The 12,863-nt window shown below is 39.6% G+C and carries 9 protein-coding genes; 6 read left to right on the top strand and 3 right to left on the bottom strand.

The window, feature by feature from the left end; translation table 11 throughout:
* The first annotated feature begins 16 nt into the window (after nt 1–16).
* The 3 genes from I6F44_RS16200 (at nt 17) to I6F44_RS16190 (ending at nt 3,781) form a co-directional block, all read left to right on the top strand.
* Entirely contained in the window at nt 17–1,345 is a 1,329-nt protein-coding gene (locus I6F44_RS16200) for a GH1 family beta-glucosidase (protein WP_197174176.1), read from the top strand.
* Between the two features lie 46 nt (nt 1,346–1,391).
* The gene (locus tag I6F44_RS16195) at nt 1,392–2,714 is read left to right on the top strand and encodes a glycoside-pentoside-hexuronide (GPH):cation symporter (RefSeq protein WP_024590902.1); all 1,323 of its coding nucleotides are present in this window, start codon (nt 1,392–1,394) and stop codon (nt 2,712–2,714) included.
* A gap of 62 nt (nt 2,715–2,776) precedes the next feature.
* Complete coding sequence (locus tag I6F44_RS16190) at nt 2,777–3,781, top strand: LacI family DNA-binding transcriptional regulator (RefSeq protein ID WP_007585306.1); 1,005 nt, start codon at nt 2,777–2,779, stop codon at nt 3,779–3,781.
* A 72-nt stretch (nt 3,782–3,853) separates the two neighbouring features.
* Here the strand turns inward: I6F44_RS16190 and I6F44_RS16185 are convergent, their stop codons facing one another.
* Together I6F44_RS16185 and I6F44_RS16180 are read right to left on the bottom strand one after the other, a co-directional pair.
* Nucleotides 3,854–4,522: a DUF2987 domain-containing protein gene (locus tag I6F44_RS16185; protein WP_007585308.1), complete on the bottom strand. Its 669-nt coding sequence runs from the start codon at nt 4,520–4,522 to the stop codon at nt 3,854–3,856.
* Nucleotides 4,515–5,321, bottom strand: coding sequence for a glucosaminidase domain-containing protein (locus tag I6F44_RS16180; protein WP_197174175.1), 807 nt, complete (start codon nt 5,319–5,321; stop codon nt 4,515–4,517). Before I6F44_RS16180 ends, I6F44_RS16185 begins: the two co-directional genes overlap by 8 nt.
* 247 nt (nt 5,322–5,568) lie before the next feature.
* Here I6F44_RS16180 and I6F44_RS16175 point away from each other — a divergent pair, with 247 nt between their 5' ends.
* Nucleotides 5,569–6,861, top strand: coding sequence for an anti-phage deoxyguanosine triphosphatase (locus tag I6F44_RS16175; protein WP_197174174.1), 1,293 nt, complete (start codon nt 5,569–5,571; stop codon nt 6,859–6,861).
* 111 nt (nt 6,862–6,972) lie between these two features.
* Here the strand turns inward: I6F44_RS16175 and I6F44_RS16170 are convergent, their stop codons facing one another.
* The gene (locus I6F44_RS16170; protein ID WP_197174173.1) at nt 6,973–9,129 is read right to left on the bottom strand and encodes a prolyl oligopeptidase family serine peptidase; all 2,157 of its coding nucleotides are present in this window, start codon (nt 9,127–9,129) and stop codon (nt 6,973–6,975) included.
* A gap of 139 nt (nt 9,130–9,268) precedes the next feature.
* Between I6F44_RS16170 and I6F44_RS16165 the strand changes: the two genes are divergently transcribed.
* A complete protein-coding gene (locus I6F44_RS16165; protein ID WP_197174197.1) occupies nt 9,269–9,607 on the top strand; it encodes an Mpo1-like protein in 339 nt (112 codons plus the stop codon).
* 507 nt (nt 9,608–10,114) lie between these two features.
* The gene (locus I6F44_RS16160) at nt 10,115–12,697 is read left to right on the top strand and encodes a TonB-dependent receptor plug domain-containing protein (protein ID WP_197174172.1); all 2,583 of its coding nucleotides are present in this window, start codon (nt 10,115–10,117) and stop codon (nt 12,695–12,697) included.
* The last annotated feature ends 166 nt before the right edge of the window (nt 12,698–12,863 follow it).

Here is a 12,863-nt window from a genome sequence, read left to right as displayed (position 1 = left end):
AAAAGGTTTGTAACCAATGACAAAAATATCATTACCATTTAATTCACCTCTATTAACAAAAGACTTTGTTTATGGTGTAGCTACAGCATCATTTCAGATAGAGGGCGGATATGAGCATCGCTTACCGTGTATTTGGGATACCTTTTGTAGTACTGCAGGTAAAATTGCTGACAATTCACATGGTCATATTGCCTGCGATCATTACAATAATTGGCAACAAGACATAGATTTAATAGAGTCTCTAGGTGTTGATGCTTACAGGCTTTCTATTTCATGGCCTCGCGTGATGACTCAAGACGGAAAGTTAAATCCTGTAGGCGTTAAGTTTTATACTGATATTTTAGATGAACTAAAACGAAAAAATATAAAAGCCTTTGTTACTTTGTACCACTGGGATTTACCGCAACACCTTGAAGATGAAGGCGGCTGGCTCAACAGAAAAACAGCTTATGCATTTGAGCAATACGTAGAACTAATTACTAACGCATTTGGAAAACGAGTGTATTCGTACGCTACATTAAACGAACCCTTTTGCAGCGCGTTTTTGGGTTACGAAATTGGCATACATGCCCCAGGCCTAGTCGGCAAGCAGTATGGTAAAAAAGCAGCTCATCACTTATTACTCGCTCATGGTCTGGCCATGAACGTGCTAAATAAAACATCGCCTAATACTCAAAACGGCATTGTGCTTAACTTTACACCCGCATATCCACTTACCGATAATCAACAAGACATAGACAGTGCCAAATACGCTGATGACTACTTAAATCAGTGGTACATGAAACCAATAATGGATGGTAAATACCCGGATATAATTAACCAATTACCAAGCGATCATTTACCAGACATACACCCTGCTGATATGGAATTAATTTCTCAGCCAATTGATTACTTAGGCATTAACTTTTATACCCGCCAAGTTTATAAGGCGCATCCTACTGACATTTATGAACCCATTGCACCTACAGGTCCGTTGACTGATATGGGATGGGAAGTTTACCCGCAATCGTTCACCGACCTGCTCGTATCGCTTAATAAAACATACACCCTACCGCCTATTTATATAACAGAAAATGGCGCAGCCATGCCCGATACATATAATAATGGTGAAGTTAACGACTTAGATCGTTTAAATTACTATAATGATCACTTAAATGCGGTTCATAATGCGATTGAACAAGGTGTTGTTATAGATGGCTACTTTGCTTGGAGCTTAATGGATAACTTTGAGTGGGCAGAAGGTTATTTAAAACGTTTTGGTATTGTGTATGTAGATTATAAGACGCAGCAACGCACCATTAAAAATAGTGGCTTAGCTTATAAAGAACTCATCTCTAAAAGATAAGAGTATACCCACAACTAAAAACAAGTATAAAGCGGGATAAACAATCATGGTCAGTGTAAAAGAAAAAATAGCGTATGGCTTAGGCGACACCGCCAGTAATATTATTTTTCAAACAGTTATGATGTTTTTAATGCTGTACTACACAGACGTAGTGGGTTTATCGCCTGCTGTTGTAGGTACTATGTTTTTAGCAGTGCGTATTTTTGATGCCGTAACCGACCCATTAATGGGCAACCTTGCTGACAAAACACATACGCGCTGGGGGCACTTTCGCCCCTACTTACTTTGGCTTGCCCTCCCTTTTGCCATTATTAGTATTTTAGCGTTCACTACGCCCGATTTAGAAGGCACCGATAAAATAATTTATGCCTTTACTACTTACACTCTGCTTATGGTTGTCTACACCGCTATCAATATTCCTTATTGTGCATTAGGCGGCGTACTTACGGCTGATGTAAAAGAGCGCGTGACTATTCAGTCTTACCGGTTTGTATTTGGTATGTTAGGCGGCGTAATAGTAGCGGGTTGTACTATGCCAATGGTTGAGTATTTTGGCCAAGGCGATGCTGCCAAGGGCTATCAATACACAATGACTGCAATGAGCATTTTAGGCTTTGTACTGTTTTTACTTTGTTTTTTAGGCACAAAAGAGCGTATACAACAGCCTAAAGAGCAAAACATTCCTTTTGCCCAAAGTGTTAAAGCATTAATTAAAAACGATCAATGGCGAACACTTTGCTTAGCTGCATTCTTTTTACTTACCGGGCAAGTATTAAGGCTTACGCTTGCTGTTTACTACGTAAAATACTATTTAGGTCGAGACGATTTAATCACTTTATTTATGACGCTAGGTGTTGCAGCCAGCATGGTAGGTTGTGCTTTAGCTCAACCACTTGCAAAGCGCTTTTGTAAAATAAAGGCCTATATAAGCTTACAAGTTATTGCCGCCGCTATTTGTGGTTTTAGTTACTTTATTAGTAAAGATCAATTAGTACTCGCATTTACTGCCTTTATTTTATGGAAATTCTTTTTAGATATGGCAACCCCGTTGTTGTGGGCAAAAATGGCCGACACCATAGATTACGGGCATGAAAAAACAGGGGTACGCATTACGGGTTTGGTTTATTCAGGCGTTATATTTTTTATTAAAATGGGCGTGGCTGTAGGCGGCGCAATTGCAGGCTGGTTGTTATCTTTTTACAGTTATCAGGCCGATGCAGTACAAACTCTTGATACCCAGCACGGTATTTTACTGTCATTCACTGTACTACCTGCTTTTGGCTCATTATTTGTTGCCTACATAATGAAAAAATATACACTGACTAATCAGGTTGTTGAAAATATTCAATCTAAACTAACAGCTAGTTAAGATATATACTCTAAGGTATTATTTAGCCGAAGTAGTTAAGGATAAGCGAGTGAACAAATAACATGGCAACAATTTATCAAGTCTCAGAGCTTGCGGGCGTATCGTTAGCCACCGTTTCTCGCGTGATGAACAAAAATACCCGTGTAAGCGATAAAACTAAACAAAAAGTGCTTGATGCTATGGCGCAGCTTGGCTACAAGCCTAATTCAATAGCGCAATCTTTAGCCTCTAACTGTACTAACAGTGTAGGTATTTTAGTGTCTGAGTTACATGGTCCTTTCTTTGCCCAAATGATGGCAGGCATTGAGTCGGAGCTTCGTGCTGCGGGTAAACACGTTATTATTACTACCGGACACAGTGAAGAAGACAAAGAACAAGAAGGCATTGAGTTTTTAATTAGCAGACGCTGCGATGCTATTATTTTACACGTAGAAGCCGTCTCAGACGACTACCTAATAAAACTAAGCCAAGGCTCTACACCCGTTTACTTAATGAGCCGTTACGTAGAGCAACTAAAAGACAACTGTATCAGTCTAGATAATCAATTAGGTGGTTACCTAGCCACTAAATCGATATTAAATCAAGGCCATACACAAATAGCGTATATTGCAGGCCCGCAGTTTAAAGCCGATGCTTTTAACCGCTTAGAAGGTCATAAACAAGCGCTTACAGAGGCTGGTGTTAAATTTGATTCTACGCTTTTTTATATTGGCGACTTTAACGAAACTGGCGGTAGTAAAGGCTTAAAACATTTTATTGATGAAAAACTTAGCTTTACTGCACTGGTATGCGCCAATGACGAAATGGCCTCCGGTGCCATGAAGTATGCACGAGAGCACGGTTATAACTTACCAATTGATTTATCAATTGTTGGATTTGATAACGTTATTTTTGCAAACTACCTATACCCTACACTCACGACCATAGATAATCCGGTCGGGAAAATGGGCGAAATGGCAGCTAAATTAGTGCTTAAAGACGTATATCAAAATAAAAACCTCGTTATAAACCGCTTTTTTGAACCTACTTTAATGCAGCGCGATTCATCAGCGCCACTTATTAAATAAAAACCAAAGACTAAAAACGAGTACTGATTTTGGTACAAAAAAAGCGGCTAAATGCCGCTTTTTGTATGTGAGCTACTTAACAATCCAAGGCGTTACTTTAATAACGTTCGATATATCGCCAAGCACTGCGCTATCATCTTCCCAGCTATCTTCAACTGCAAAATAACACACTGACTTTTCACACGTTATATTTTCATCATCAAATTGCATTGGGCTTTTAAATGTAACTGCTACGCCCTTTTGCTCTGGTAATAAAAACCACATTAATTTACTTACAAAAAAGCCCGACAAATCAGTTAATAGCTCATCAAGTTCTTCGTTAATGGTATATAACGACTGCTTTGAAAATGCTAAACCTTCAAGTTCGTTTGCTTCTATTTGTAGCTTTAATTGGCAATCGTGTACAGGATTGAGCGGCTCTACTACAATGACCGCTTTATCGGTATCAAGCTGCTTATCGAACGGCAATAGTAATTGTGCTTTATCGGTAAAGTTAAGTGGATACTCGTTTCTTTCGGTTAAAATAGTACCGCTCTTAATCGCACATGTTTCATTAGTACCAATATCACTAATGTAAAAGTTAACTCGCGCATATTGAAAATCGCCTTTGTTAACAATTTTTAAGCGGTCGTAAAAACCGTCATACGACATCACAAATTCTCTCGCATTTACATTAAACGCACTAATGCTCAGCAGTACTAACACAATAGCGTTGGTACAATTAAAAATGTATTTATTCATCAAAGTAGGCTCTATTTTGGCTAATCATCGTGTTTAACTCTTCTATATACGCTTCACCGCGCTCAGAGTAAGACATTAAACCATGTGTAAGTTCAGTCGCTAAAATTGGTTTTTGCTCAAGACGTAAGTTTTCACGTATTGCGCGCAAATCTTTATAAGCAGGATGCGTATTTATGTTTTTAAAGTAAGAGTTTATAGCAGCTCTTACCGATTTAAACGCAGCAACTTCGTGCGCAGCCCCGGTATTACGGCGTTTTGGCACCATGCCACAACCTTTTGTGTAGCACCACTGACCAAAAAAGTTAAGGCCAATACGTGCAAAACGCGAAGTGCCCCATGCAGATTCGTTTGCAGCTTGCATAAGCGCTAATTCTTTAGGAATTATATCAACACGGCGCAATGCTTGCGTAAGTATTAGCGTATCAACTGTGGTTGGTAAGTCATACGACTTTAAAATTTTAGCAATATCTTTGTTTTGCTTTTTTTCTAAAGGTAATTCGTTTTGTAACATCATGCGTGCTATTTCGAGCTTAGCGCGTTGCTGTAATATTTTTTTATTTTCGGCTTCAACGTGCGGACGAATAAAGCTAAAAAATGCATGTTTTTTTTCTTTAACATCACTAAATTCTGAAAACTTTGGCAGTTTTACATTATGTAATGGTTTTTCTTTTTTCTTCACTTTTTTTGGTTGTTCTGACGTTTGTTCATCTAGTTCAACATCGTCACTTTGTATAAACGGGTATTCAAGCGCCCAAACAAAAAATACAGTTAGTAAAAGCTTAAAAATCGTTTTTAACATCTATTCTCTCTATTAAACTTAGTTATGCATGGTTTATACACAAGCATACGAAGGCGCATTATACCTAAGCCACTTTATAAACGCGAATAACTGGGGTTTGGTGACCTTTTACGGTTGAATTTTCAGCAGTGTATTTGGGTTTTAGATAAAACAGAGCCTATGTAGTGCATTTGTTCATTCGCAATTTATAAGTCCATCGGTATACTGAGCAAAGTTTAATAATATTAACTATGTGTGAGTAAGCAGTATGAATAAACAATGGCAAAGCCGAATAATAGAGCAATATAAACATCGTCCTAACGATAATCGCTCGCCGTGGCAGGTCGACCGTTCGCGTATTATTCATGCAGCTGCATTTAGGCGTTTGCAAGCTAAAACCCAAATTATGGGCATTGGCCTAAACGACTTTTACCGCACTCGCCTTACCCACTCTTTAGAAGTATCGCAAATTGGTACTGGCATATTGCGCCATTTAAAAGCGCAACATAGCGACTTTACGCACTTTCCATCAACCGGACTGCTCGAAACACTGTGTTTAGCGCACGATATTGGCCATCCGCCTTTTGGCCATGGTGGCGAAATAGCGCTAAATTACATGATGCGCGATCACGGTGGTTTTGAAGGTAACGCACAAACACTGCGCATAGTTGCAAAACTTGAGCCCTACAGTAACGGGCACGGTATGAACCTAACTCGTCGTACTTTATTAGGTTTTATAAAATACCCCGCGTTTATTAATACGCTTTGGCATACCATTCCCGACGATACAACCGGTCGTGCATTTATAAAAGCAGATGATTGGCGACCTGCCAAAGGGTTGTACAGCGACGATGCAGCCATATTCAATTGGATAGTAGAACCACTGAGTCAAAACGATAAAACGTTGCTGGGTAACCATGCCGCTATTGATAAGTACCGCGCTAAAACAACGTATAAATCGCTCGATAGCGCAATAATGGAACATGCCGACGATATAGCATACGCCGTACACGACTTAGAAGATGCCATTGCAACCCATGTACTTACGTTAGACGATTGGCAAACTCATGCCCTACCTCATTTAAAAGCACTAAACTTTGACTGGTTAAACACCATGCTTGAATCGCTGACCCAGCGCTTGTTTTCAAAAAATGATTATGAGCGAAAAGATGCCATAGGTGAGCTGGTTAATACCTTTATTATTCATATACATTTAGATATTCAAAACGATGACTTTGAATGCCCTATTTTAAAGTACACCGCTAAATTAGATGCCCAATACGACAATGTATTGCAAATATTTAAGCATTTTGTGTTTCAACGTTTAATACGTGACCCCGAAATGCAGCAAATAGAGTTCAAAGGTCAAAACTTACTAATAGAGTTATTTACCGCGTTTGCTAGCGATCCGCTGCGTTTATTGCCCGAAACAACACAAGCACAATACATAGAAGCGCAAAAGCAAAACCAAGGTATGCGTATAATTTGCGATTACTTAAGCGGAATGACCGACGAGTACGCTTATAAAACGTATCAACGATTGTTTTCACCTATGCAATAGCTAACTACTAACTACTAACTGCTAACTGCTAACATTGAAAAGGCCGAGTAAATTAAATTTACTCGGCCTTTTTGCTCAGCTATTAAAGTTAGCTATTTTGTTAAAGCGCTTTTATAACGACTCTACGCCCATGTTATATAGCGTAAAACCAAATATATCAGCATACTGCTCAATTGTTTTACTCGTTGGTGTACCTGCACCATGCCCTGCGTTTGTTTCTATGCGAATAAGCGTTGGGTTATTACCTGTTTGCTTTGCTTGAAGCTCAGCTGCAAACTTAAACGAATGTGAAGGGACAACGCGGTCATCATGATCGCCGGTTGTAATCATAGTCGCTGGATACTCAACACCTGCTTTTACATTATGAAGTGGTGAATAACCTTTAATGTATTCAAACATTTCTTTGCTTTGCTCACTGGTACCGTAGTCGTATGCCCAACCAGCACCTGCGGTAAAGGTATGGTAGCGCAGCATATCAAGTACGCCTACAGCAGGTAGAGCCACCTGAAATAAGTCTGGGCGCTGCGTCATCACTGCACCAACTAATAAACCACCATTAGATCCACCGCGAAGTGCTAAGCGCTTTTTAGACGTGTACTTTTTATCTTTTAAATACTCAGCAGCCGCAATAAAGTCGTCAAACACATTTTGCTTTTGCAATTTAGTGCCGGCATTGTGCCAGTCTTTACCGTACTCACCGCCACCACGAATATTAGCAACGGCGTACACACCACCTTGCTCAAGCCATACAGCATTAACGGGGCTAAAGCTTGGCGTTAAACTAATATTAAAACCACCGTAACCATATAAAATAGTAGGGTTTGAACCATCAAGCTTAATGCCTGTTTTATAGGTAATTACCATCGGTATTTTAGTGCCGTCTTTTGATGTGTAAAACACTTGCTCAGACGTGTAATCATCACTATTAAAATCAATAGCCGACTTACGATAAACACCCGATTCACCCGTAGTTACATCAAACGTATAAGTAGTGCCTGGTGTTTTGTAGTTAGTGAACGAATAATAAAGCGTTGTTTGATCTTTTTTACCGCCAAAACCACGTGCAGTACCCACGCCTGGTAATGTAATTTCGCGAATTAACTCACCTTTTTTGTTGTACTGTTTTACCTGTGAAATAGCATCAACCATGTAGTTGGCAAAAAAGGTATCGCCACCTTTTGTAAGATTTAGTACGTTTTTGGTTTCTGGAATTAAATCAACCCAATTTTCTGGGCTTGGATTACTTGCATCAACCGTCACTACTTTTTTGTTTGGTGCATTGAGGTTAGTAACTAAAAACAGCTTGCTGCCTTCGTTATCAATAACTGATGTATCTGAATCAGTATTTCCAACAACCGTTACAAACTCACTGTTTTCTTTTGTTAGATCTTTTATAAACAGCTTATTGCCTGACGTAGACGTACTAGCTGAAATAAGTAGGTAACGGCCGTCATGAGTTACATCAGCGCCTACATAGCGATGTTTTTGCTCATCAGTTTCACCAAATACAACACTATCAGCAGACTGTGCAGTACCTAGCTTATGGTAATACGCTTTATGCTGATCTGTTTTAGCCGAAAGTTCACTCCCTTTAGGTTTTTCGTAACTTGAATAATAAAAACCTTCGTTGCCTAACCAATCAATGCCACTAAATTTAACGTCAACAAGCGCTTCTTCAACTTGCTCTTTGGTACGTGCATCAATAACTATAATTTTGCGCCAATCGCTGCCACCTTCAGATATTTGATACGCGAGTAATGAGCCATCTTTTGAAAACGATAAACCCGACATAGACGTCGTACCATCTTCACTAAACTTGTTTGGATCTAAAAATACTTCAACGTCGCCGCCATCTTTACTGCGGTACAAAACATATTGATTTTGCAGGCCATCGTTTTTATAAAAATAGGTGTAATCGCCTTCAGTAAAAGGAGCGCCTATTTTTTCGTAATTCATTAGTTTTTCAAGGCGCTGCTTTAACTTATCGCGATAAGGGATTTGTTCTAAATAAGAAAACGTTAAATTGTTTTGCGTTTTAACCCAATCGGCAGTTTCGCTGCTCATGTCATCTTCAAGCCAACGATATGGGTCGCTAACGGCTTCTTCAAAGTAGGTATCTACGATATCGCCTTTTTTTGTTTCTGGGTATATAACTGCGTTAACTTGCTTCATTGGTGCTTTTACTTCTTCTTGAGTTACCGTATTAGTTGGCTCTGAACAGCCGCTAAGCGCTACAATTACAGCACATGCTAGAGTGTGTTTAAACATCCTGAGTTCCATTCTTATTTATTAATAGTGCGCCTAAGTTATTAACTTTTAGCCCTTTTGTCTATTTAGATGCGTTAAGCGCCATTTATCGCTGTAAACAAATGTAAACTTACGCTTTAATAGCACGACCCTCATTAAAATAAAAAACAATAAAAGAGCACACTATGCAAAGTACAAACCCACGTTTAAAAGCTTTAAAGCCTTCTACCCTTATTATTTAAAAGAGCATCGCAATGTGATTTGCCGCCGCTTACATTTTATAGGAAGCACCCTCGTTCTTGCTGTAATCGCAATAGCATTATTAAAACAACACTACAGTTTATTATGGCTATTACCTGTTATTGGATATGGGTTTGCGTGGGTCGGACATTTCTTTTTTGAAAAAAACCGCCCTGCTACTTTTAAACACCCTTTTTACAGTTTATGGGGAGATTGGGTAATGTTTAAAGATATGCTTGTTGGAAAAATTAAATTTTAACACTATTTTTAGCACTCTTTTTTTATACCAATTACTTATAAAAACAAAATTGCTTCATGCTTTAAAGTATAGGTTCTAATAAGTAGTACATAATTTATAGTACACCCATTAAATGTTAATTTAGTTAACATTTAATGGGTTTATTTGTATTTTAAATTTTAAAAAATATTTATAGCTCAACAGCTATTTATTGCCAGCCCAATAAAAATGGTTCCCTACCCATAATTAATTTAAACCACCCATCTCATCTTACCAGTTAATTAAACGTTAAATTTAACTTTTAAATATAATTCATTATCCATCAATTACTTAGCAATTACCTCCGCTATATAACTAAAACAATGATCATTATAAAAAACAACCAAATGTAATTATAAAAACCCTTAAATTAATTGAATGTTATTCAATTGACTGACTTTGTTAATTAAGTATATGTTCAAGGTAACAAAGAGGTTTAATCTTTTTGTACAAAACTAAAATAATTCAATGGGTATGGGGAAATACAGCATGAATAGAAAACCGTTATTTAAATTACAGCAATCGGTACCACAAATATTACTCGCAATGAGCGCGTCTGCTGCACTACTTGGTTCGCTCTGCGTAAATGCTGCAGAGCAAGACATTAAAGCAGAAGAAAACATCGAACAAATAAGCGTAATTGGCTCTCGCCGATTAGGCCGTACAGTAGAAGACAGCGCAGTACCCATCGATATAATTGGTGCAGATGCACTTAAAAATTCAGGCTTTACTGAAACGAATGCCCTGCTTAGCAGTTTATTACCCAGCTTTAACTTCCCACAAGCATCACTTACTGATGGCAGCGACCATGTACGTCCCGCTCAGCTTCGTGGCTTAGCACCCGATCACACCTTAGTGCTTGTTAATGGTAAGCGCCGCCACAGCAACGCATTACTTAACTTAAATGGCTCAACGGGTCGTGGTTCATCATCGGTTGACTTAAATGCGATACCTGCAAATGCTATTGCCCGTATTGAAGTATTACGCGATGGTGCAGCAGCGCAATATGGCTCTGACGCTATAGCGGGTGTTATTAATATTGTACTTAAAAGTGCCAGCAGCGGTGGTTCTGTTGCGGCTATATATGGTGCTAACGTAACCGAAATGGACGGTGTACCACAGCTAAAATCTGTATCTGAAGGCAGTGATGGTAATTTAGCATTTACCGAAGGAGGCGATCGCTCTTTAACCGATGGTCAAACATTAACGCTGCAAGGTAATATGGGTTTTGAGCTTGGCGATAATGGCTTTTTAAACATTTCAACAGAATACCGCGACCGCCATTCAACTAACCGCTCAGACTACGATAACCGTGAAAACTACGCACGCATAGATGACGGATCAGTAGATGGTGCGCTAGACCCACGTGAACTTACCGTAAATCGTTACAACCATAACTTTGGTAATGGCGATGTTGAAGATTTTTCAATGTTTTATAACGCAGGTTACCAGTTAACAAACGAAGTTGATTTATATTCGTTTGGCTCTTACAGCAAACGTGAAGGCGAAGGCGGCGGGTTTTATCGCCGTGCAAGCGATAGCCGTAATATAGAAGAAGTATACCCTGACGGCTTTTTACCTGTTATTACCTCAGACATAGATGACTTTTCACTGGCACTTGGCGCTAAAGGTTTTGTAAGTGAATGGAATTACGATGTATCGGCCGTATATGGTCAAGATGCATTTGAGTTTGGTGTTATAAATAGCTTAAATACCTCATACGGCCCTTCTAGCCAAACAAGCTTTGATGCAGGAACACTTACCTACGATCAACTTACTTTAAACGTTGATTTTAGCCGCGAGGTAGACGTCAGCTTTTTAGAAAGCTCTGTAAACGTAGCCGTAGGTGCTGAGTATCGCCACGAAGGATACCAAATAGATGCAGGCGAAGAAGCATCATATGCACAAGGCACATTTGGCCCAGGAGGCGCAGTAACCGACCCAGTTGATGGCCCATTTGGCGCAGCGGGGGCACAAGTATTCCCGGGGTTTACACCCGAATCAGAGGGCGATAACAGCCGCCACAACGTGAGCTTATATATAGACCTTGAAACCTACCTAACCGACGATTGGAATTTAGCGGTTGCCGCCCGTTATGAAGATTACTCGGACTTTGGCGATACACTTAACGGTAAAATTGCAACTCGTTATTCATTAACTGAAGACCTAGCACTACGCGCCTCAGTATCAACTGGTTTTAGAGCACCTTCTTTGCAGCAGCAATACTTTACCTCAGTGGCCACTGTATTTGTTGATGGCGAACCAACCGAAACAGGTACGTTCGCACCAAGCAGCGATGTAGCAAAAGCACTGGGCTCACCTGGCCTTGATGCAGAAGAAGCAACAAACTACGGCGTTGGTTTTACATGGTCTACCGACTTTAATTTCAGCTTATCGGTTGATTACTACCAAATATTAATTGATGACCGCATTGTGTTATCAAACAACTTATCGGGCGATGCTATTGCCGATTTACTTCAAGGCACAGGCGCTAACCAAGGTCGTTTCTTCTTAAATGCAATTGACAGTAAAACCCGTGGTGTGGATGTGGTTGCCTCTTATAATGTAGCAACTGATGGTTACGGCGATTTAGCCTTTAACCTAGGTTACAACTACGGTAAAAATGAAGTAACAAATATTATCGACCCACCAGCAGAGCTTCAAGGTGCAGGGTTTGATCAAGACAACTTGTTCTCAGGCACTGAGCTGCGTCGTTTTGAAGTAAGCACACCGCGTAATAAGTACAACTTAAGCGCAACATGGACTAACGATGATATTCGTACAACGCTTAGAACAACACGTTACGGCGAAACTCAAGACCCTTCAGATAATCCAGAACGTAACGAAGTGCTTAAGCCTAAATGGATAACCGACTTAGATGTCGCCTACTCGCTTAGTGAAAACGTATCGCTGAGCTTAGGTGCTAATAACATTTTTGATGTTTACCCAGATGCAACCCGTGAAAATGTTGACGATGTAACCACCTTCTCACGTTTATTTGCTTACTCTAGCTTCTCGCCGTATGGATTTAACGGACGCTACGTGTACGGTAAAATAGAAATGAAGTTCTAATAAGCACAGCTTAAAGTAACCAAACACACAAAAGCCACCGATTAGGTTAACACCATTCAGTTAAGCATGCTTTGACTTAATGGTGTACCGAGTTTTTGAAATTCGAACGGTCCTACTTTTGGGCCGTTTTCTTTTTTCTGGAAGAATATAACGTTTCACTCGTTCT

Origin of the sequence: Pseudoalteromonas sp. NZS11_1 (genome assembly GCF_015864275.1) — a bacterium.
Lineage (GTDB): Bacteria > Pseudomonadota > Gammaproteobacteria > Enterobacterales > Alteromonadaceae > Pseudoalteromonas > Pseudoalteromonas arctica.
This window is presented reverse-complemented; position numbering and strand designations above follow the sequence as displayed.

Coding starts and splice junctions, on each gene's coding strand:
- I6F44_RS16185 (WP_007585308.1), bottom strand. CDS start 4,522: ATGAATAAATACATTTTTAATTGTACCAACGCTATTGTGTTAGTACTG.
- I6F44_RS16195 (WP_024590902.1), top strand. CDS start 1,392: ATGGTCAGTGTAAAAGAAAAAATAGCGTATGGCTTAGGCGACACCGCC.
- I6F44_RS16200 (WP_197174176.1), top strand. CDS start 17: ATGACAAAAATATCATTACCATTTAATTCACCTCTATTAACAAAAGAC.
- I6F44_RS16160 (WP_197174172.1), top strand. CDS start 10,115: ATGAATAGAAAACCGTTATTTAAATTACAGCAATCGGTACCACAAATA.
- I6F44_RS16180 (WP_197174175.1), bottom strand. CDS start 5,321: ATGTTAAAAACGATTTTTAAGCTTTTACTAACTGTATTTTTTGTTTGG.
- I6F44_RS16190 (WP_007585306.1), top strand. CDS start 2,777: ATGGCAACAATTTATCAAGTCTCAGAGCTTGCGGGCGTATCGTTAGCC.
- I6F44_RS16175 (WP_197174174.1), top strand. CDS start 5,569: ATGAATAAACAATGGCAAAGCCGAATAATAGAGCAATATAAACATCGT.
- I6F44_RS16170 (WP_197174173.1), bottom strand. CDS start 9,129: ATGTTTAAACACACTCTAGCATGTGCTGTAATTGTAGCGCTTAGCGGC.